Origin of the sequence: Stenotrophomonas sp. RG-453, from assembly GCF_033843685.1 — a bacterium.
In the GTDB taxonomy this organism is placed as follows: domain Bacteria; phylum Pseudomonadota; class Gammaproteobacteria; order Xanthomonadales; family Xanthomonadaceae; genus Stenotrophomonas; species Stenotrophomonas bentonitica_A.
In genome coordinates, this window is sequence record NZ_JAMYED010000003.1 from 397,168 (window position 1) to 417,580 (window position 20,413).

18 protein-coding genes are annotated in these 20,413 nt (G+C 67.0%); 11 read left to right on the top strand and 7 right to left on the bottom strand.

The window, feature by feature from the left end; genetic code table 11:
* Position 1 precedes the first annotated feature (1 nt).
* Together NJD74_RS07500 and NJD74_RS07505 are read right to left on the bottom strand one after the other, a co-directional pair.
* Positions 2 to 595, bottom strand: a complete 594-nt coding sequence (locus NJD74_RS07500; RefSeq protein WP_319623894.1) for a TIGR00730 family Rossman fold protein — start codon at positions 593 to 595, stop codon at positions 2 to 4.
* Between the two features lie 301 nt (positions 596 to 896).
* On the bottom strand, positions 897 to 2,393 hold the full coding sequence (locus NJD74_RS07505; protein WP_319623895.1) for an aminotransferase class III-fold pyridoxal phosphate-dependent enzyme: 1,497 nt from the start codon (positions 2,391 to 2,393) through the stop codon (positions 897 to 899).
* Positions 2,394 to 2,640: 247 nt separating this feature from the next.
* Here NJD74_RS07505 and queA point away from each other — a divergent pair, with 247 nt between their 5' ends.
* The 6 genes from queA to fabV all read left to right on the top strand — a co-directional run bounded on the left by queA (position 2,641) and on the right by fabV (position 9,766).
* A complete protein-coding gene (gene queA / locus NJD74_RS07510; RefSeq protein WP_070427175.1) occupies positions 2,641 to 3,672 on the top strand; it encodes a tRNA preQ1(34) S-adenosylmethionine ribosyltransferase-isomerase QueA in 1,032 nt (343 codons plus the stop codon).
* Between the two features lie 66 nt (positions 3,673 to 3,738).
* Positions 3,739 to 4,869: a tRNA guanosine(34) transglycosylase Tgt gene (tgt, locus tag NJD74_RS07515; RefSeq protein ID WP_102788341.1), complete on the top strand. Its 1,131-nt coding sequence runs from the start codon at positions 3,739 to 3,741 to the stop codon at positions 4,867 to 4,869.
* Between the two features lie 155 nt (positions 4,870 to 5,024).
* Positions 5,025 to 5,369, top strand: a complete 345-nt coding sequence (gene yajC / locus NJD74_RS07520; RefSeq protein WP_019183141.1) for a preprotein translocase subunit YajC — start codon at positions 5,025 to 5,027, stop codon at positions 5,367 to 5,369.
* A gap of 58 nt (positions 5,370 to 5,427) precedes the next feature.
* On the top strand, positions 5,428 to 7,281 hold the full coding sequence (gene secD / locus NJD74_RS07525) for a protein translocase subunit SecD (protein WP_070427176.1): 1,854 nt from the start codon (positions 5,428 to 5,430) through the stop codon (positions 7,279 to 7,281).
* A 19-nt stretch (positions 7,282 to 7,300) separates the two neighbouring features.
* Positions 7,301 to 8,275, top strand: a complete 975-nt coding sequence (gene secF / locus NJD74_RS07530) for a protein translocase subunit SecF (protein ID WP_019183139.1) — start codon at positions 7,301 to 7,303, stop codon at positions 8,273 to 8,275.
* Positions 8,276 to 8,506: 231 nt separating this feature from the next.
* Positions 8,507 to 9,766: an enoyl-ACP reductase FabV gene (fabV, locus tag NJD74_RS07535; protein WP_070473193.1), complete on the top strand. Its 1,260-nt coding sequence runs from the start codon at positions 8,507 to 8,509 to the stop codon at positions 9,764 to 9,766.
* 167 nt (positions 9,767 to 9,933) lie between these two features.
* Here the strand turns inward: fabV and NJD74_RS07540 are convergent, their stop codons facing one another.
* From NJD74_RS07540 to NJD74_RS07550, 3 genes are all read right to left on the bottom strand, one after another.
* Positions 9,934 to 12,003: an EAL domain-containing protein gene (locus NJD74_RS07540; protein WP_019183137.1), complete on the bottom strand. Its 2,070-nt coding sequence runs from the start codon at positions 12,001 to 12,003 to the stop codon at positions 9,934 to 9,936.
* 92 nt (positions 12,004 to 12,095) lie between these two features.
* The gene (locus NJD74_RS07545; protein WP_070427179.1) at positions 12,096 to 13,280 is read right to left on the bottom strand and encodes an NAD(P)/FAD-dependent oxidoreductase; all 1,185 of its coding nucleotides are present in this window, start codon (positions 13,278 to 13,280) and stop codon (positions 12,096 to 12,098) included.
* A 10-nt stretch (positions 13,281 to 13,290) separates the two neighbouring features.
* Positions 13,291 to 13,842 carry a YaeQ family protein gene (locus NJD74_RS07550; protein ID WP_019183135.1) on the bottom strand — a complete coding sequence of 184 codons (552 nt, stop codon included), beginning with the start codon at positions 13,840 to 13,842 and terminating at the stop codon, positions 13,291 to 13,293.
* 41 nt (positions 13,843 to 13,883) lie between these two features.
* Between NJD74_RS07550 and NJD74_RS07555 the strand changes: the two genes are divergently transcribed.
* Positions 13,884 to 14,768 carry a pseudouridine synthase gene (locus tag NJD74_RS07555; protein WP_319623896.1) on the top strand — a complete coding sequence of 295 codons (885 nt, stop codon included), beginning with the start codon at positions 13,884 to 13,886 and terminating at the stop codon, positions 14,766 to 14,768.
* Positions 14,769 to 14,904: 136 nt separating this feature from the next.
* Here the strand turns inward: NJD74_RS07555 and NJD74_RS07560 are convergent, their stop codons facing one another.
* Positions 14,905 to 15,378, bottom strand: coding sequence for a YaiI/YqxD family protein (locus tag NJD74_RS07560; RefSeq protein WP_319623897.1), 474 nt, complete (start codon positions 15,376 to 15,378; stop codon positions 14,905 to 14,907).
* Between the two features lie 301 nt (positions 15,379 to 15,679).
* On the opposite strand from NJD74_RS07560, the gene NJD74_RS07565 reads away from it, so the two are divergent.
* The 4 genes from NJD74_RS07565 to NJD74_RS07580 all read left to right on the top strand — a co-directional run bounded on the left by NJD74_RS07565 (position 15,680) and on the right by NJD74_RS07580 (position 18,925).
* Positions 15,680 to 15,889: a cold-shock protein gene (locus NJD74_RS07565; protein WP_017356920.1), complete on the top strand. Its 210-nt coding sequence runs from the start codon at positions 15,680 to 15,682 to the stop codon at positions 15,887 to 15,889.
* Between the two features lie 161 nt (positions 15,890 to 16,050).
* Entirely contained in the window at positions 16,051 to 16,743 is a 693-nt protein-coding gene (locus NJD74_RS07570) for a glutathione S-transferase (RefSeq protein ID WP_019183132.1), read from the top strand.
* Positions 16,744 to 16,780: 37 nt separating this feature from the next.
* Positions 16,781 to 18,346, top strand: coding sequence for a protein adenylyltransferase SelO (locus tag NJD74_RS07575; protein ID WP_102788346.1), 1,566 nt, complete (start codon positions 16,781 to 16,783; stop codon positions 18,344 to 18,346).
* Positions 18,347 to 18,388: 42 nt separating this feature from the next.
* A complete protein-coding gene (locus NJD74_RS07580; RefSeq protein ID WP_026069768.1) occupies positions 18,389 to 18,925 on the top strand; it encodes an adenine phosphoribosyltransferase in 537 nt (178 codons plus the stop codon).
* Positions 18,926 to 19,029: 104 nt separating this feature from the next.
* Here NJD74_RS07580 and dbpA read toward each other — a convergent pair whose 3' ends face one another.
* The gene (dbpA, locus tag NJD74_RS07585; RefSeq protein WP_319623898.1) at positions 19,030 to 20,412 is read right to left on the bottom strand and encodes an ATP-dependent RNA helicase DbpA; all 1,383 of its coding nucleotides are present in this window, start codon (positions 20,410 to 20,412) and stop codon (positions 19,030 to 19,032) included.
* Position 20,413 lies beyond the last annotated feature (1 nt).

Here is a 20,413-nt window from a genome sequence, read left to right on the forward strand (position 1 = left end):
ATCAACGCAGCGCGTTGGCCCGCTTCTCGTCGATCCACTTGGAGGCCTGCGCCGGCTCGTAGGCGCGCATCCAGGCAAGCATTTCATCGATGTCCGAGCCGTACCACAGGTCCGCGCGCTGGGCCGGGTGCAGGAAGCGCTCTTCGACCATGCGATTGATCATGCCGATCAGCGGGGCGTAGAAGCCATCCACATCCAGGAACGCGCAGGGCTTGTTGCCGATGCCCAGCTGACGCCAGGTCAGCATTTCGAAGATTTCTTCCATCGTGCCGAAGCCACCGGGCAGGGCCACGAACGCATCGGACAGATCGAACATGCGCGACTTGCGCTCGTGCATCGAACCGACGATTTCCAGTTCGGTCAGGCCGCGGTGGGCCACTTCCCAATCCGCCAGCTGCTGCGGGATCACGCCGGTGACTTCGCCGCCACCTGCAAGCACGGCATTGGCCACGGTACCCATCAGGCCGACGTTGCCGCCGCCGTATACCAGGCGCAGGCCATCCCGGGCGATCCGGTCACCCAGCGCGATGGCGCGCTCGGTGTAGACCGGCTTGCTGCCGGGGTTGGAACCACAGTAAACGCAAATCGACTTCATTGGATCTTCCTGTGTTCAGAAACTGACGCGGCGGAAACGAAAAAGCCCCGCCGATGACCAGTGTTCCGGTCTCGTGACGGGGTGTCGTTCCGCGGATGCGGGCGGTGATTATCGCGCGTTATGGGCGGGGAGGCCAATCGGAGCCGGGGGATGGTGGCTGGGTAATGGTCGCTCTGCCGGATTTGTGGGAGCCGACCAACGGTCGGCGCTACCCGGGTTGATGGGAGCCGACCAACGGTCGGCTCTACCGGGTTCGTGGCGGCCGACCAACGGTCGGCTGCCGTTGTCCGTACCGCCGGCCTCAGGCCGCCTGCGACTGCTCGCGGCGCGGGCCTTCCTTCAGCGCCCGGCCCACCAGCCCGACCAGCAGGTCCAGCTCTTCGCCGTCCATGCCGAAATGCGGGGTGAACCGCAGCGAGTTCTCGCCGCCGTGGATCACGTTGATGCCGTGGTTGCGCAGCCATTCCTCGGTGGAGCCGGCGCCGTAGCACTTGAACTGCGGTGCCAGCTCGCAGGAGAACAGCAGGCCGGTGCCCTGGACCTTGGTGATCAGCCCGCCCAGCTCGGTCTTGAGCTGTTCCAGCTTGCGCACCGCTTCCTCGCCACGCACGCGGATGTTCTCGCGCACCTGCGGGGTCAACAGCGACAACGTGGCGCAGGCCACGTCCAGCGCCCGCGGGTTGGAGGTCATGGTGTTGCCGTAGATGCCCTTGCGATACAGCTGCGCCGCATGCTCGGTCACGGCCAGTACCGAGAGCGGGAACTGGGCCGCATTGAGCGCCTTGGAATAGGTCTCCATGTCCGGCACGTCCAGGCCTTCGAAGCCCGGGTAATCCACGATCGAGAGCACGCCGTGCGCGCGCAGGCCGGCCTGGATCGAGTCGAGCAGCAGCAGGCTGCCGTGCTGGCGGGTCAGCTCACGGGCCAGCGCATAGAACGACGGCGGCACCGAACGGCCCGGGTCGCCTTCGCCCATCACCGGCTCCAGGAAGATCGCCTCGATGAACCAATGGTTCTGCTCGGCCTCGGCAAACACGCGCTTGAGTGCGTCTTCGTCGTACGGCGCGAGCGCGATCACGCTGTCTTCGCCCCGGTAGCTGGCCAGGTGCTGCATGTAGGTCTTGCGGCTGGAATCGGAATACAGGCCCGGGCGGTCGGTGCGGCCGTGGAAGCTGCCCTTCACCACCACGCGCTTGATCCTGGCGCCAGCGTGGCGGGCCCCCGGATCGGTCTGCAGCTTGGCGTTGACGTCGGCGATGCGGGCGGCCAGGCCGACCGCTTCGGAGCCGGAATTGAGGCACATGAAGTGGCTGTACGGGCACCCACCGCGGCGGTGGCCGATCTCCTTGCGCAGGGCCTGGATGAAGCGCTGCTGGGACAGGCTGGGGGTCATCACATTGGCCATCACCTGCGGGGCCGCCATGGCGTCCATCACCGCTTCGGGGGTGTGGCCAAAGCCCAGCATGCCGTAGCCGCCGGCGTCGTACAGCACCGCGCCCTTCAGCGTGACCACCCATGCGCCACGGGCGGCCAGGGCGACGTACGGGGTGACCGCATCGTCGGCATAGAAGTTGACGAAGCCGTCCTGCATCGCATCGATCTGGGCGCGCTCGTCCAGGGCCAGCAGGTCGCCCAGATCGGCGCGCACGCGCTCGAACTCAGTGGCGGCGGCGTCGATGGCGGCGACCAGCGCGGGGTGGCCGGCGGCGAGGCGTTCGAGGGTGGCGTCATCCAGGCCGGTGGTGAGGCGGGTGCCCGGCTGGGCGCGGAGTGGGGCAAGACGTTCGATGAAGCTCATTGCAGATCTCCTGAAACGATGGCGGCACGGCGGAAAAGCAAAACGCGCGTCTATTCGCGCGCGCTTCGGGCATTCCTGCTCGTGCATCAGACTTCCGGCTCGATGCTAGCACGCGGTTTTTCGCGCGATAACCCCGCCAAAAACTGTTGCAGAGCAGCATTTTGCGCGACGTTCGCGCAAGGCTGGGTTGCTACCGGGAGCCAGTCGTACAATGGCCGACATTGCCTACACGTTGCCGTGCGCTCCCTTGAAGAAGTCCGATTTCAACTACGACCTGCCGCCTGAACTGATTGCCCAGGCTCCGCTCGCCGAGCGTTCGGCCAGCCGCCTGATGGTGGTGCCGCCGGCCCCGGCCGCCTTCGATCACCGCCAGGTGCGCGACCTGCCCGAGCTGCTGCGGGAAGGCGACCTGATGGTGTTCAACGATACCCGGGTGATCCCGGCGCGCCTGTTCGGCCAGAAGGCCAGCGGGGGCCGTGTCGAAATCCTGATCGAGCGCCTGCTCGGTGGCCAGCAGGCGCGGGCCCAGGTCGGCGCCAGCAAGTCGCCCAAGCCGGGCAGCCGCATTGCCCTGGATGCCGGTGGCGAGGCCGAAGTGCTGGGGCGCGACGGCGAGTTCTACGTGCTGCAGTTCCACGTGCCCGAGGCGCTGGAGCAGTGGCTGCTGCACGCCGGCCGGCTGCCGTTGCCGCCTTACATCCAGCGCGAGCCGGGCGTGGACGACCGCGAGCGTTACCAGACGGTCTTTGCCCGCGAGATCGGCGCGGTGGCGGCCCCGACCGCCGGCCTGCACTTCGATGAGGCCCTGCTGGCCACGTTGAAGGAAAAGGGCGTGGAGTTCGGCCATGTGACCCTGCACGTGGGCGCGGGCACCTTCCAGCCGGTCCGCGTGGACGATCTGACCGACCACGTGATGCACCGCGAATGGCTGAACGTCGGCGCCGAACTGGTGCAGCAGGTGCGCCGCACCCGGGCCGCGGGTGGCCGGGTGATCGGCGTCGGCACCACGGTGGTGCGGGCCCTGGAAAGCGCCATGCGCGACGGCGAGCTGCTGCCGTACGCTGGTGAAACCCAGATCTTCATCACCCCCGGCTACCGGATCCGCAGCGTGGACGCGATGGTGACCAACTTCCATCTGCCGGAAAGCACGCTGCTGATGATGATTTCCGCCTTTGCCGGCAAGGACCGCGTATTCGAGGCCTATCAGGCGGCGATCGCGGAGAAGTACCGCTTCTTCAGCTATGGCGATGCGATGCTGCTGTTCCCGCAGGGCGAATAACTGGGGCGGGGCAGGCGCGGCCGTTTTCGGCGACAATGGCAGACTATCTGCCCGAATGACCGCTCCATGTCCCGACTCCAGTTCCAGCTCCAGACCACCGACGGTCGCGCCCGCCGCGGCCGCCTGACCTTCCCGCGCGGGACCGTGGAAACCCCGGCCTTCATGCCGGTGGGCACCTATGGCTCGGTGAAGGGCATCCTGCCGGAGCAGATCCGCGCGCTGGGTGCGGAGATCATCCTCGGCAATACCTTCCATCTGTACCTGCGCCCGGGCCTGGACGTGATCGCCGACCACGGCGGCCTGCACGGTTTCGCGCGCTGGAACGGCCCGATCCTGACCGACTCCGGCGGCTTCCAGGTGTTCTCGCTGGCCCACCGCCGCAAGATCACCGAGCAGGGCGTGACCTTCTCCTCGCCGACCGACGGCGCCCGCGTGTTCCTGGGCCCGGAAGAGAGCATGCGCATCCAGAAGGTGCTCGATTCGGACGTGGTGATGATCTTCGACGAGTGCACGCCATACCCGGCCACCGAGCCGGTCGCGCGCACCTCGATGGAGCTGAGCCTGCGCTGGGCGCAGCGCAGCCGCAACGCCCACGATGAACTGGGCAATGACGCGGCGCTGTTCGGCATCGTCCAGGGCGGTGTCCATCACGACCTGCGCAGCCGCTCGGCCGAGGGCCTGCAGCAGATCGGCTTCGACGGCTACGCCATCGGCGGCCTGGCCGTGGGCGAGCCCGAGCACGAGCGCAATGCCATGCTCGACCACATGCATCCGATCCTGCCGGCCGACCGCCCGCGCTACCTGATGGGCGTCGGCCGCCCGGAAGATCTGGTGGAAGGCGTCGCCCGCGGAGTGGACATGTTCGATTGCGTGATGCCGACCCGCAATGCCCGCAACGGACACTACTTCACCTCCTTCGGCACGGTGCGCATCCGCAACGCCCGCTACGAGCGCGACATGGACACCATCGAGCCGGGCTGCGGCTGCCACGCCTGCACCAGCGGCTATACGCGCTCCTACCTGCGTCACCTGGACCGCTGCAACGAGATGCTGGCGCCGATGCTGGGCACCATCCACAACCTCTACTACTACGAGAAGTTGATGGCCGACATGCGCGCGGCGATCGCGGCGGGAACCTTTGCCGCCTTCCGCGAGTCCTTCTACGCGGCCCGTGGTGCGGTGACGCCCCCGCTGTAAAGTGACCCCCGCCGGCCGATCCAGCGCGCGGACCCTGCCAAACGGCCCAAGGACGAACTCCCGGGGCCATGGCATACTTCGAGGCTGACCCCCGTTTCGCGGCGACACCCTGACCCTCCAAGGGGGCGGGGCGCCTCCCAACCCAAGGACACACTATGAACCTGCTCGCCTTCCTGATCCCCACCGCCAACGCCCAGGCCGCCGGTGGCCAGCCGCAGGGCATGGGTCTGACCACCCTGCTGTTCCCGATCATCCTGATCGCGATCATGTACTTCCTGATGATCCGCCCGCAGATGAAGCGCCAGAAGGAACACAAGGCCATGCTGGAGAAGGTCAAGCGCGGTGACGAAGTGCTGACCAACGGCGGCATTGCCGGCGTGGTCACCGACATCGGCGACAACTTCATCACCATCGAAGTGGCCGAGAACGTGCGCATCCGCGTGCAGAAGGGCGCCGTGGGCAATGTGCTGCCGACCGGCACGCTGAAGTCGGCCAACTGATCCACCTCCTTTCCGTTCAACCGCGGTGCCGGGACGGGCACCGCGCGGGACCCAAGCAATGCTCGAATTTCCACGCTGGAAGTATTTCCTCATCCTGATCGTGCTGGCGGTCAGTGCGTTGTACGCGCTGCCCAACATCTACCAGAAGGACCCTGCCGTGCAGATCACCGCCAACCGTGGCGGGCAGATCGACGACGCCCTGCGCGACCGTGTGCTGGGTGACCTCAAGCAGGCCGGCGTGGAGCCGCTGTCGGTGGCCAAGGAAGGCGACAGCCTGATCGTGCGCCTGCCGACGCTGCAGGCGCAGACCGCCGCCAACGACGCCCTGCGCGACGAGATGGGCGAGGACTACGTGGTTGCCCTGAACCTGGCTTCCACCGTGCCGGACTGGCTGAGCGACCTGGGCGCCAAGCCGATGGTGCTGGGTCTGGATCTGCAGGGCGGCGTCCACTTCGTGCTGCAGGTCGACCAGAAGGCGGCACTGGACAAGCGTCTGGACGCCTACGCCGAAGACGTGCGCACCAGCCTGCGCGATGCCCGCATCGCCTACCAGTCCGTCGAACGTCGTGGCGACAACACCATCGTGGCCACCATCAGCCCGTCTGCCGGTGCCGATGCGGCCGCGCGTGCCCGCGAGGTCATGGTCAAGGCGCAGCCGACGCTGGGCTATGAGGTGGCGGGCAACCGCATCACCGTCAGCATGCCGGAGACGGAGCTGACCGCGATCGCCAATGGCGCCATCGAACAGAACGTCAACACGCTGCGCAACCGCGTCAACCAGTTGGGCGTGGCCGAGCCGATCATCCAGCGCCAGGGTGCCGACCGCGTGGTCGTGCAGCTGCCCGGCGTGCAGGACACCGCCGAAGCCAAGCGCATGATCGGTGCCACCGCGACGCTGGAATACCGCGCCGTGGTTGAAGGCAACGCCCAGGACGCGATCGCCAGCGGCCGCATCCCGCCGGAGGCCAAGGTCTACCAGCAGCGCGACAACCGCGGCCCGATCCTGCTCAACAAGCGCGTGATCGTGACCGGTGACCAGATGGTCGCCGCGCAGGCCACCACCGACCAGAACGGTTCGGCAGCAGTGAGCGTGACGCTGAACAACGTCGGCGGCCAGCGCATGTTCGACTTCACCAGCGCCAACGTGAACAAGCCGATGGCGGTGGTCTACACCGAGCGCATCCCGACCGTGAACGTGGTCGACGGCAAGGAAGTGCGCAGCTTCCGCGTCAAGGAAGAGGTGATCTCGGTCGCCAACATCAACGGCGTGTTCGGCAAGAACTTCCAGACCACCGGCCTGGACAAGCTCGAGGCGGACAACCTGGCCAAGCTGCTGAAATCCGGCTCGCTGGCCGCGCCGATGGACTTTGTTGAAGAACGCATCGTCGGCCCGAGCCTGGGTGCGGAGAACGTCGAGCGCGGCGTGACCGCGGTCGGCTTCGCGTTCCTGTTCACCTTGGTCTTCTTCACCGTGTACTACCGGATGTTCGGCGTGATCACCTCGGTGGCGATGCTGTTCAACCTGCTGATCGTGGTGGCGGTGATGTCGCTGTTCGGTGCGACGATGACGCTGCCCGGCTTCGCCGGCCTGGCGCTGTCGATCGGCCTGTCGGTCGACGCCAACGTGCTGATCAACGAACGTATCCGTGAAGAGCTGCGGGCCGGCATGCCGCCCAAGGCGGCCATCGTGGCCGGTTACGAGAAGGCTTCCGGGACCATCCTGGACGCCAACCTCACCGGCATCCTGGCGGGTGTGGCGTTGTATGCGTTCGGTACCGGCCCGCTGAAGGGCTTCGCCGTGACCATGATCGTCGGCATCCTGGCCTCCATGTTCACTGCAATCACCGTCTCGCGTGCCCTTGCCGTGCTGGTTTACAGCCGCCGCAAGAAGCTCAAGACCCTGGCCATCTGACGGGAAGCGAATAGAAACCATGAAACTTTTCCCGTTGCATCTGATCCCGAACGACACCAAGTTCGACTTCATGCGCACCCGTTGGGTGGCTGTCTCGCTGGCTGCCCTGGTGTTCATTGCCGCCATCGGCTGCATTGCCTTCAAGGGCTTCAACTACGCGCTGGACTTCACCGGCGGCACCGTGGTCGAAGTGCGCTTCGACAAGCCGGCTGACGTCGATGCCGTGCGTGAGCATCTGGAAGGCGCCGGCTATGCCGGTGCCCAGGTGCAGAGCTTCGGCAGCGGCAGCAACCTGCTGATCCGCCTGCAGCCGCAGGAAATGGCCGAAGGCGAGAACGCCGGTGAAGCCAACAACCGCACCGCCGAAGCCGTGCAGAAGGCGATCTCGATGGAGGGCAACCAGGCCGCCATCGTCGGCGCCGAGTTCGTCGGCCCGCAGGTGGGTAAAGAGCTGGCCCTGAACGGCCTGTACGCGGCGCTGTTCGTGTTGATCGGCTTCCTGATCTACATCGGTTTCCGCTTCGAGTGGAAGTTCGCGATGGTGGCGATCATCACCACGCTGTTCGACGTGCTGGTGGTGGCGGGCTACTTCTCGCTGAGTGGCCGCGAGTTCGATCTGACCGTGCTGGCCGGCCTGCTGTCGGTGATGGGCTTCTCGATCAACGACACCATCGTGGTGTTCGACCGCGTGCGTGAAAACTTCCGCAGCCTGCGCGTCGAGCCGCTGGAAGTGATGAACCGTTCGATCAACCAGACGCTGTCGCGCACGATCATCACCTCGCTGGTGTTCTTCCTGTCGGTGCTGGCGCTGTACCTGTACGGCGGTGGTTCGCTGGAAGGGCTGGCGCTGAGCCAGATGATCGGTGCGGTGATCGGTACGCTGTCGTCGATCTTCATCGCCTGCCCGCTGCTGACGATGGGCGCACTGGCGGTGACCAAGCAGGATCTGCTGCCGAAGGCCAAGGACGTGGAAGCGCTGGAGCGTCGTCCGTAAGGTTTCTGGTGGCCGGCAACATCCGGAAGGCCGCGCATTGCGCGGCCTTTCTTTTGGAACTGCCCGGAGAGCGCGCCAGGGCGGGACCGTCACCTCCCATACACCCCCTTCGGTTGTACTCAGCGGCGCTGCGCACTACGATCCCTTGCGTTCCGCGCAGCCGCCCAGGTGGCGCGCGACCTCCCTTTTCATCGCGCCGGTCCGCCCTGCGCCAGTCCCCTCGAGGTTTACATGGTCATCAAACCGCGTGTGCGCGGCTTCATCTGCGTCACCACCCATCCCGTCGGCTGCGATGCGGCCGTCAAGCAGCAGATCGAGTACATCCAGTCCAAGCCGAAGATCACCAACGGCCCGAAGAAGGTGCTGGTGCTCGGTGCCTCCACCGGCTACGGCCTGGCTGCGCGCATCACGGCAGCGTTCGGCAGTGATGCTGCCACGCTGGGCGTGTTCTTCGAGCGTCCGGGTACCGAGACCAAGCCCGGCACCGCCGGCTGGTACAACACCGCCGCGTTCCACAAGTACGCCGAGCAGGCCGGTCTGTACGCCAAGAGCGTCAACGGCGATGCCTTCTCCGACGAGGTCAAGGCCAAGGTCATCGAGCTGATCAAGCAGGATCTCGGCCAGGTCGACCAGGTGGTGTACAGCCTGGCCGCGCCGCGCCGCAAGCATCCCAGGACCGGTGAAGTGATCAGCTCCACGCTCAAGCCGATCGGCGCACCGATCACGCTGCGCGGCCTGGATACCGACAAGGAAGTGATCACCGAAACCACGATCGAGCCGGCCACGCCGGAAGAGATCGCCGGTACCGTCGCCGTCATGGGCGGCGAAGACTGGCAGATGTGGATCGATGCGCTGCTCGAGGCCGGTGTGCTGGCCGAAGGCGCGACCACCACGGCCTTCACCTACGTCGGTGAGGAAATTACCCAGGCGATCTACTGGAACGGCTCCATCGGCGCGGCCAAGAAGGATCTGGACGAGAAGGTCGTCGGCCTGCGTCAGAAGCTGGCGCCGATCGGCGGCGATGCGCGCGTATCGGTGCTCAAGGCCGTGGTCACCCAGGCCAGCTCGGCGATCCCGACCATGCCGCTGTACCTGTCGCTGCTGTTCAAGGTGATGAAGGCCAAGGGCACCCACGAGGGCTGCATCGAACAGCTCGATACCCTGTACGACATCCTCTACGGCGGCAAGGACGCGGGTACCGCGACCGAGCGCCTGCGCCACGACCTGGTCACCGATGGCGGCCGCAAGGTCGAGTTGATCGATGACGCCGGCCGTCTGCGCGCGGACTACAAGGAAATGGCGCCGGAGGTGCAGGGCGAAGTGGTCGCGCTGTGGCCGCAGGTGACCAACGAGAACCTCTACGAGATCAGCGATCTGGCCGGCTACAAGGCCGATTTCCTGCGTCTGTTCGGGTTCGGTGTGGAAGGCGTGGATTACGACGCCGATGTCGCCACCGACGTGAAGATCCCGAACCTGGTCGAGATGGCCTGACCGGAAGGATGGATGCCGACCAACGGTCGGCATCTACCCGTGCGGCCATCGATGCACGCGCGGTGACCCCATCGATGCGCGTGCGGTGCGCCCAATGATGCACGCGCGCTGCGCCCATTGATGCGCGGAAGAGGGTAGGTCACGACCGTTGGTCGTGACGCTCCCAATCAGCTGAAATCGAAATCCATCACCGGGCCGGCCGGGCCGACGAAGTCGCCCTGCACGTAGTCCACCCCGGCACTGAAAAGCAGGCTCATCGAGTTGGCATCGGCGACGAACTCGGCGATGGTGCGGATGTTGGCGGCCTGCGCCCGCGCGGTGATCTCGCTGATCTTCCCGCTGTGTTCGCGGGTGCTGGCGAGGTCGCAGGTGAAGTCGCGGTCCAGCTTGAGGAACTGCGGCTGGAAATGGGCCAGCAGCTGGAACGAGTCCAGCCCCGAGCCGAACTGCTCCAGGCCGATCCGGCAGCCGAGCGGCGCGATCGCCGCCAGGAACTGCTGCGCATTGCGCAGGTGGGTGAATACCTTTGCCTCCGGGGCATGCAGCCACAGCTGTTCGCCCGGCACGCCCTGGGCCTGCAGCTCGCGGCGCAGGGTGACGATCATCTGCGGGTCGTTGAACGACTCCGGGGTGATCTTGACCATCAGGTGGGTGACGTGGCCCTCGCGCCTGCGTGCGGCGAGCATGCCGATCGCGTGGGTGACCACCCAGCGGTTGATGTCGGCCAGCAGGCCGTGTTCCTCGGCGATGCCCAGGAACGCGGTCGGGCTGAGCAGCTCGCCGTTGTGCTCCAGGCGCAGGTAGGCCTCGTACAACTCCAGCGCTTCGCCCTGCAGGTTGAGCACCGGCTGGTAATGCAGCTGGAAGCCATCGCCGTCCAGCGCCTGGCGGATGCGTGCGACCCAGTGCTGGATGCGCTCTTCTTCCACGCGGTCCACTGCCGCCGGGTCGAACACCCGGGTGGTGTTGCCCAGTTCCAGGGCTGCCTGCGTGCACTCGGTGGCGCGGGCCAGCACCTGGCCGATGCTGGCGATCTTTTCGCCGACCTGCACGCCGCCGACGCTGACGGTGACCGTGGCCGAGCGCTCGCCGATGCTGAACACCTGCGCGGCGAAGGCGGCCCGGATCTGGTCGGCCAAGGCGACGGTCTGCGCGTAGGGTGCTTCGGTCAGCACGGCGAAGCTGTGTTCACCGAAGCGGGCCACCTGGGCAGCGTCGCCAACGGATTGGGCCAGCACGCGGGCGAGGGCGCCGATCAGCGCGTCGGCCGAGTCCAGCCCGATCTCCGGCAGCAGGCGCGCATAGTGGTCGGGCTCGACCAGCAGCAGGCCGAACCGGCCCTCGCTGCGGCCGGCCTGGGCCACGGCATTTTCGACATGCAGCATGAAGGTCGGTCGGTTGAGCAGGCCGGTGACCTGGTCGCGCTGGCGCAGGTCCTCGACCTCGCGCGCCAGCTCCGGGTCGAACTCCATGCGGCGGCGGAACACCACCTGCAGGCAGGATTCGCCTTCGTAGCTGGCCTGGGTGAACTCCATCGTGGCCGGGAACACCGCCCCGTCCTGGTTGCGTGCGTCCACCTGGTACTGCGGCGGCGGTGCATCGCCCTTGCTCATCGACTTGAGCAGCTGCTTGAAGCCGTCCACGTGCTGCGGGGCGACCATGTCCAGCAGCGAGATGCCCTCCACATCCTCGAAGGTCTCGTAGCCGAACATCTCCAGGTAGGCCTCGTTGGCGCGGATGTGCATGCCTTCATGGACATAGGCGATCGGGTCGCGCGAGGAGGAGATCAGCGCGTCGCAGCGGCGCTCGGTCTCGCGCATCTGGGCCTCGATCCGGCGCAGCCCGCGGCGCGCGTGCAGATCGGTCCATTCATTGCGCACCACCGCCAGCAGGTGCTCGGGGCGGTGGCGCAGGGCGATGGCGCGGATGCCGTTGGCACCGGCCTCGACCCACTCGTTTTCATTGATCGACTCGGCCAGCAGGATCATGGGGATGTCCTTGCCACTGGCCGCGATCTGCTGGGTGACCTGCAGCAGCGGGATGCTCTGGGCGGCAGCGACCAGTACCAGGTCGATCGGCTGGGTGCCCAGGACGTGGGCCAGTTCCTCGCTGTGCTGCGGGCGCGTCGGGCGCACCGCGATGCCGCTGTTGCGCAGCGTGCTGACGATGGTCTCGGCGTTCTCGCCGCTGTCGTCCACGATCAGCAGGCGGACCGTCATGTCATTCGCGTTCTGCATTCAGTACTCCCCGGACTGCAAACTTGATACACGATGCGTGTGACTACGTCCATGCGGCAAACCGTAGCCGATCACGGAACGCGGGTCCCGGCTCAGGCCACGCTGCCCGCGGCATGGCCACAGGCCCAGGCCCACTGGAAGTTGTAGCCCCCCAGCCAGCCGGTCACGTCCAGCACCTCCCCGATGAAGTGCAGGCCGGGAACCAGTTGCGATTCAAAGGTACTGGAGGACACCTTGCGGGTGTCGACCCCGCCCAGCGTCACCTCGGCGGTACGGTAGCCCTCGGTGCCACTGGCCACCAGCGGGAAATTCTGGAGCAGATCGGCTGCCTCGCGCAGCTGCGGCTCGTCGATCTGGCGCACCAGCCGGTCCGGCAGCCAGTGCTCGCACAGGCGCAGCGCGAGCCGCCGCGGCAGCACCTCGGACAGCACCGTGCGCAGCTCGGCAGCGCCGCGCTCGGCCTTCATCCGGCGCAGCCAGCCCAGCGCGTCCTGGCCCGGCAGCAGGTCCAGCCGCAGCTCATCGCCGGGCTGCCAGTACGAAGAGATCTGCAGGATCGCCGGGCCGCTGATGCCGCGGTGGGTGATCAGCATGGAATTGCGGAACTCGACCCCGTTGCAGCGTGCCTCGATCGGCAGGGCGACGCCGCTGAGCTCGTTGAAGCGCTCCTGGTGCTTGCCGCTCAAGGTCAGCGGCACCAGCCCGGCCCGGGTCGGCAGGACCTCGTGGCCAAACTGGCGGGCCAGCTCATAGCCGAAGCCGGTGGCGCCCATGCTCGGGATCGACAAGCCACCGGTGGCGACCACCAGCGAGGCGGCGTGGAAGTGACCCTGCGCGGTGTGTACGTGGAAACCGTCCGCGCCGCGCTCGACCTTCTGCACCCCGCAGTCGGTGCGGATCTGCACCCCGGCGGCCTGGCATTCGTCCACCAGCATCTTCACGATCTGCTTGGAGGAGATGTCGCAGAACAGCTGGCCCAGTTCTTTTTCGTGATACGCGATGCCGTGCCGCTCCACCATCTCGATGAAGTGCCAGGGGGTGTAACGGGCCAGCGCGGATTTGCAGAAGTGCGGATTGGCCGAGAGGAAGTTGGCGGCGGTGGTGCCGGTGTTGGTGAAGTTGCAGCGCCCGCCGCCGGACATCAGGATCTTCTTGCCGACCTTGTTGGCATGGTCGATCACCTGCACCATGCGCCCGCGTCTGCCAGCGGTCATCGCACACATCAGCCCGGCCGCGCCGGCGCCGATCACCAGTACATCGCATCGGATCACGGACATCTCAGCGCGCTCAGGCCTGCGGCTTCTGCTTGCGCCAGGTGGGGATGACGCTGAGCTGGGCCTTGTCGGAGGTCAACTGCACTTCGCCGTCCTGGATCTGCACGTCCCACTGCATCGTGCGTTCGATCTGCGCGCCCCATTCGGTGACGAACTCGCCCGGCAGGTCCATCACCTCCAGCGTGGCGAGCTTCTTCAGCGCGGAAGCGTTGCGGTCCCACCAGATGTCGGCGGCGCGGCCGCCGTAGGTCACCAGCTGCACCGCACGCGCGCGGCCGGCGGCCTTGCGCAGGCGCGACTCGTCCGGCTGGCCCAGTTCGATCCACAGTTCGATGTCGCCGGTGTAATCGCGGCGCCACAGGTCCGGTTCGTCATCCACGCTCAGGCCGCGGCCGAATTCCAGCCGGTCGTCGGCGTTCAGCGCGAAGGTGAGCAGGCGCACCATCAGGCGGTCGTCGGTTTCGGACGGATGCTGGGCCAGCGTCAGCGTATGGCTGGCGTAGTAGCCGCGGTCCATGTCGCTGATCTGCAGTTCGGCCTTGCGGATGGTGGCGGTGAGGGCCATGGGGATACCTGAAACAAAGAGCGCCATGATAATGGTTCGCCATGAGTCCGTCCGATCCGATCCTTGCCACCCCCGCGCCCAGTCGGCTGCAGTTGCCGCCCGGCAACTGGCCGAGCCTGCTGGACGGGCTGTGTGCGCGCTTTCCGCGCATCGACCGCGCGCAGTGGGTGGGCCGCTTCGCCCGTGGGCGCGTGCAGGATGCGCAGGGCAGGGCGCTCGCTCCGGATCATCCCTGGCAGGTCGGGCTGGAGATCGTCTACTTCCGTGAAGTGGCCGATGAGCCGGTGATTCCCTTCGCCGAGGCCATCGTCCATCAGGACGCGGAGCTGCTGGTGGCCGACAAGCCGCACTTCCTGCCGGTCACCCCGGCGGGCGGCTACGTGCGCGAGACCCTGCTGGCGCGGCTGGTGGCGCGCACCGGCAACCCGGACCTGGTGCCGCTGCACCGCCTGGACCGCTTGACCGCCGGGCTGGTGCTGTTCTCGACCCGGCCAGCGAGCCGCGACGCCTACCAGCGCCTGTTCCGCGAACGCCGTATCGAGAAGGCTTACGAAGCCTTGGCGCCCGCACTGCCCAGCCTGGCGTTCCCGCTGGAGCGCCATACCCGTCTGCTCCCGGGCGAGCCGTTCTTCCGCATGGCCGAGGTGCCCGGTGAGCCCAATGCCCGGACCCGCATCGAGGTGATCGAGCGCACCGGGCCGGTCTGGCGCTACCGGCTGCACCCGGTGAGTGGCCGCAAGCACCAGTTGCGCGTGCACATGGCGGGGCTGGGCGCGCCGATCCTCGGGGACGATCTGTACCCGGAGCTGCTCGCGGATGCGCCGGCGGGGGTGCCGCTGCAGTTGCTGGCCAAGGAATTGGCGTTCGATGACCCGTTCACCGGAGAGCGGCGCACGTTCTCCAGCGGGCTGTCGCTCCACCTGTAGGGCCGGCCGCTGGCCGGCTGCGGGGGGCCATGGGTAGATCCTGTCGTCAGCAGGTGTTGAGGAGGAGCCGGCCAGCGGCCGGCACTACCGATACCGGTCCTGGGCCACGCCGGACCTTCATCCAGCTGGCGGTTCATCACACTGAACGCTTGGCCAGCCAACGATCCAGCTGTGCGGCGAAGGCCTGTTTGTCGCGCGCGTGCAGGGGCGCCGGCCCGCCGGTCTGGATGCCCGAGCCGCGCAGTTCCTCCATGAAATTGCGCATGGACAGGCGCTCGGCCATGTTGTCGGGCGTGTACAGCTCGCCACGCGGGTTGAGCGCGACGGCCTTTTTATCCAAGACGAGGGCGGCCAAGGGGATGTCCTGCGTGACGACCAGGTCGCCCGGCTGGACCCGCTTGACGATCACGCTGTCAGCCACATCCAGGCCTGGCGGCACCTGTACCGATCGGATGAAACGGGACGGGGGAGTGCGCAGCCAGTGGTTCGCGACCAGGGTCATCTCGATCCCGGCCCGCTCGGCGGCGCGGAACAGGATCTCCTTGATGACGGCCGGGCAGGCATCGGCGTCCACCCAGATATGAACTTTAGGGGTCGGGGCATCGGTCATTTGGCTGATCTTAAGGTAGGAAAAATCTGAATAGGGGCTCCGGTTTCGTGTAGGATCGCCCGACCCCTTGTCCTGTCAGGCGGGAGGGGGAGGATGGCTGAATAAACCAGCTATCGCTTTTTCGGTAAAACACGAGTATCGTCACCCACACTGTGTTTGCTAGGGTCACCGTGAATCGTGGCCTGGTGCAGTTGATCTCACGATCTGCTCATCGATCCGCTTTACCAACGCCTGCAACTCAGTCTCGGCTCCGATACGCGGCGGCCGCGATTATTTCAACTATTGTTTCAGGAGTTAGTACATGTCTGATCGTCAGCAGGGCACCGTGAAGTGGTTCAACGACGCCAAGGGCTTCGGCTTCATCACCCCGGAAAGCGGCCCGGACCTCTTCGTGCATTTCCGCGCGATCCAGGGCACCGGCTTCAAGTCGCTGCAGGAAGGCCAGAAGGTGACCTTCGTCGCCGTGCAGGGCCAGAAGGGTATGCAGGCTGACCAGGTGCAGGCGGTCTAATCGACCCCCCGCAACCGTAAGGTCGCCTTGAACGCCGGAAGCGAAAGCTTCCGGCGTTTTTTATTGGGCGATGCCTGGCCCTGGTCGACGCGGCGCAGGTTGAAGACGTCACCGTGTCAGCCACCCGGTTACGATGCCGCTTTGCCCCTGCGGAACCGTCGATGATCAAGGTGCACCATCTGGACCACTCGCGCTCGCTGCGCGTGCTGTGGATGCTTGAAGAGCTGGGCCTGCCGTATCAGGTGGTCAACTACCAGCGCGATCCCAAGACCTGGCTGGCACCGCAGGCGCTGCGTGACGTGCATCCGCTGGGCAAGTCCCCGGTGCTGCAGGACGATGCACTGGTATTGGCTGAATCCGGCGCGATCCTGGAATACCTGGCCGACCGCTATGACAGCGGCCGCCAGCTCTCGCCCGAGCCGATGCCGGCCCAGGCGCCCGAACGCGTGCGTTATCGCTACTGGCTGCACTACGCCGAAGGCTCGGCGATGCCGCCGCTGGTGATGACGCTGGTGTTTTCGCGGCTGCGCAATGCGCCGATGCCGTTCTTCGCCAAGCCGATCGCACGCTCCATCGCCGACAAGGCGCTGAAGGGGTTCGTGGGGCCGCAGGTGAAGCTGCACATGGACTGGATGGAGCGCGAGCTGGGCCAGTCGCCGTGGTTTGCCGGTGAGCGCTTCACCGCAGCGGACATCCAGATGAGTTTCCCGATCCAGGCCGCCGCCGCGAGAGGGGGCGATATGGCCGCCTATCCGCGGCTGCAGTCCTACCTGACCCGGATCGAACAGCGCCCGGCCTACCAGCGTGCAGTGGAGCGGGGCGGTCCGTTGAACCTCGGCGGCGGTTCACGCTGAGCTTGCGGGGCAGCCCGGCTGCCCCCATTTCATGCGGATGAGCACCCAGCCCCTGCGTTTCGATAACCGCTTCATCCGTGACCTGCCCGGCGATCCGGAAACCGGCCCGCGCGTGCGCGAGGTGCGCCAGGCCGCGTGGTCCTCGGTGATGCCGACCCCGATCGCCGCCCCACAACTGCTGGCGTACTCGCCGGACGTGGCCGCGCTGCTGGGCATGGGCGAGGACCTGATCCAGAGCGAGGACTTCGCACGGGTGTTCGGCGGCAATGCGCTATATGCCGGGATGGCACCGTGGGCGGCCAACTACGGTGGGCATCAGTTCGGCCACTGGGCGGGGCAGCTCGGCGATGGCCGTGCGATCTCGCTGGGCGAACTGCTCACCCCGGAAGGGGCGCACTGGGAACTGCAGTTGAAGGGCGCCGGGCGCACGCCTTACTCGCGCGGTGCCGATGGGCGTGCGGTGCTGCGCTCGTCGATCCGCGAGTTCCTGTGCAGCGAGGCGATGCATCACCTCGGCGTGCCGACCACGCGCGCGTTAAGCCTGGTCGGCACCGGCGATGCGGTCGTGCGTGACATGTTCTATGACGGTCATCCGCAGGCCGAACCCGGCGCGATCGTCTGCCGCGTCGCGCCGTCCTTCATCCGTTTCGGCACGTTCGAACTGCCGGCCTCGCGCGGCGACACCCCGTTGTTGCGGCAACTGGCCGATGTCTGCATCGCGCGTGATTTCCCTGCGCTGGCCGACGCCGGCCAGGCGCGCCATGCACGCTGGTTCGCCGAGATCTGCGAACGCACCGCCGTCCTGGTCGCGCACTGGATGCGCGTAGGGTTCGTGCACGGCGTGATGAACACCGACAACCTGTCGATTCTGGGTCTCACCATCGATTACGGCCCGTATGGCTGGGTAGAGGACTACGATCCGGAGTGGACCCCCAACACCACCGATGCGCAGGGCCGGCGGTATCGCTTCGGCACGCAGCCGCAGGTGGCGTACTGGAATCTCACCCGGCTCGCGCAGGCATTGGCACCGCTGTTCGAGGATGTCACCCCGCTGCATGACGGGCTGGCGCGTTTCCAGCAGGTGCACGCCGAATGCGAGCGCGCCGACATCGCCGCGAAGCTGGGCCTGGACACCTGCCGCGATGACGATGTGGCGCTGATGGGCGCGTGGCTGGAGATCCTGCACGAGGGGGAGATGGACATGACCATCGCCTTCCGTGGCCTGATGGATCTCGATCCCGCCGCGCCGTCGGTGGCGGTGCTGGAAGACGCGTTCTACAGCCCGGCACGCCGGGAAGCGGTGCTGCCGTCATTGCAGGCGTGGCTGCAGCAGTACGCGGCGCGGCTGCGCGCCGATGGGCTGAGCACGCAGGCGCGGGAGCAGCAGATGGGCCGCGCCAACCCGGTGTACGTGCTGCGCAACTGGCTGGCCCAGGAAGCGATCGAGCAGGCCGAGCAGGGCGATCCGAGCGGTGTGCACACGCTGCTGGAGGTGTTGCGACGCCCGTATGAGGTACAGCCCGGGCGCGAGCACTTCGCGGCCAAGCGACCCGAGTGGGCGCGTGTGAAGGCCGGCTGCTCGATGCTGTCCTGCAGCTCGTAGGGCGCTCGGTTACCCTATGCCACCCTTTGTGCTGTGCCGATCATGACCGAGTCTTCCGCCACGCCCGCCTGGGCCGGCCGCCTGCGCGACATCGCCGATTTCCCCAAGCCGGGCATCCTGTTCAAGGACATCATGCCGCTGCTCGCCGACGGCCCGGATTTCGCGGCCGCCATCGATGCGATGGTCGCGCCCTGGCGCGATGCCAACCTGCAGGCGGTGATGGGGATCGAGTCGCGCGGCTTCATCCTCGGCGCGGCCATGGCGCGGGTGCTGGGCGTGGGCTTCGTGCCGGTGCGCAAGCCGGGCAAGCTGCCGGGCAAGGTGCTGCGCCAGGATTACACCCTGGAATACCGGACCGACAGCATTGAAGTGCACGCCGATGCCTTGCCGGCCGGCGCCCGCGTGCTGGTGGTCGATGATGTGCTGGCCACGGGCGGCACGCTGCTGGCGGCGTTGTCGCTGGCCCGCCAGCTGCAGGTCGAGGTGGTCGGTGCGGCCGTGCTCGTGGAACTGGCCGGGCTTGGCGGCCGCGAGCGCTGGACGAGTGACGTCCCGCTGCTGGCCAACCTGGTCTATTGAGCCGGAAATCCGCGCGGGCGCGCCGGCACTGGTAGTGCCGGCCGCTGGCCGGCACCTCAAACGCCCCAACGCAAGTGCAGCCGACCAACGGTCGGCTCTACCGCTCAGACATCCATCTTGCGTACGCGGAACCGGCGGCCCTTGATCTTGCCGGCCTCCAGCTGGGCGATCGCCCGGCCGGCCTGCTCGCGCGCAATGGCGACATACGAGCGCGTGGCGTAGATATCGATCTTGCCGATGTACTTGGCGGCCAGCCCGGCATCGCCGGTCAGCGCCCCCAGGATGTCGCCCGGGCGCAGTTTGTCGGTCTTGCCACCATCGATGCGCAGCGTGGTCATTGCCGCCTGCGGCAGCACCGGCGGGCGGGCCGTGGCCAGCGGCGTCTTCTGCCAGTCCAGCGGCTTGCCCTGTGCGGTTTCGAGCGCATCGGCGCGGTTGCGCTCGCGATGCGTCACCAGGCTGATCGCCAAGCCGGTCGCACCGGCGCGACCGGTACGGCCCACGCGATGCTCATAGGTTTCGATGTCGGTCGGCAGCTCGTAATTGATCACCGCCGCCAGGTCCTGCACATCCAGCCCGCGCGCGGCCACGTCGCTGGCGACCAGCACGTTGCAGCTGCGGTTGGCGAAGCGCACCAGCACTTCGTCGCGGTCGCGCTGTTCCATCTCGCCGTGGAGCGGCAGCGCGGAGAAGCCGAACTGCTGCAGCGAAATGGCGACATCGTCGACATCGCGGCGGGTGTTGCAGAACACCACGGCCGATTCGGGCGTGTACTTGAGCAGCAGGCCGGCCAGCGCCTTCTGCTTCAGTGCAAGCTCGGTCTCGCAGAACAGATGGCGGATCGCCGGCGCATGGTCGGCGCCTTCCACGGTCACTTCCACCGGGTCGTGCAGCAGCACGCGGGCGATCTCGCGGATCTCATCGGGGAAGGTGGCCGAGAACAACAGCGTCTGGCGGTCCTTGCTGGTGCGCCCGGCGATCTCGCGGATCGGCTCCTCAAAGCCCATGTCGAGCATGCGGTCGGCTTCGTCCAGCACCAGGGTGGTCACGCCGCCCAGGTGCAGCACGCGCTTGCGGCCCAGTTCCTGGATGCGCCCGGGCGTACCGACCACGACCTGCGGATCGTGCGCTTCCAGCGAGGCCAGCTGCGGGCCCAGCGGCATGCCGCCGGTCAGCACCAGCAGTTTGAGGTTCGGAATGCCGGTCGCCAGCTTGCGGATCTGCTTGCCGACCTGATCGGCCAGTTCGCGGGTCGGGCACAGCACCAGCGCCTGGGCGCGGGTCACCGACGGGTCCAGCGCCTGCAGCAGGCCCAGCCCGAAGGCCGCGGTCTTGCCGCTGCCGGTCGGGGCCTGTGCGATGACATCGCGGCGCTCGAGGATGGCCGGCAGGCTCTGGGCCTGCACGGGGGTGAGCGAGGTATAGCCCATGGCATCGATGCCGGGCAGCAGCGCTGGTTTCAGCGGCAGGGAGGAGAATTCAGACATG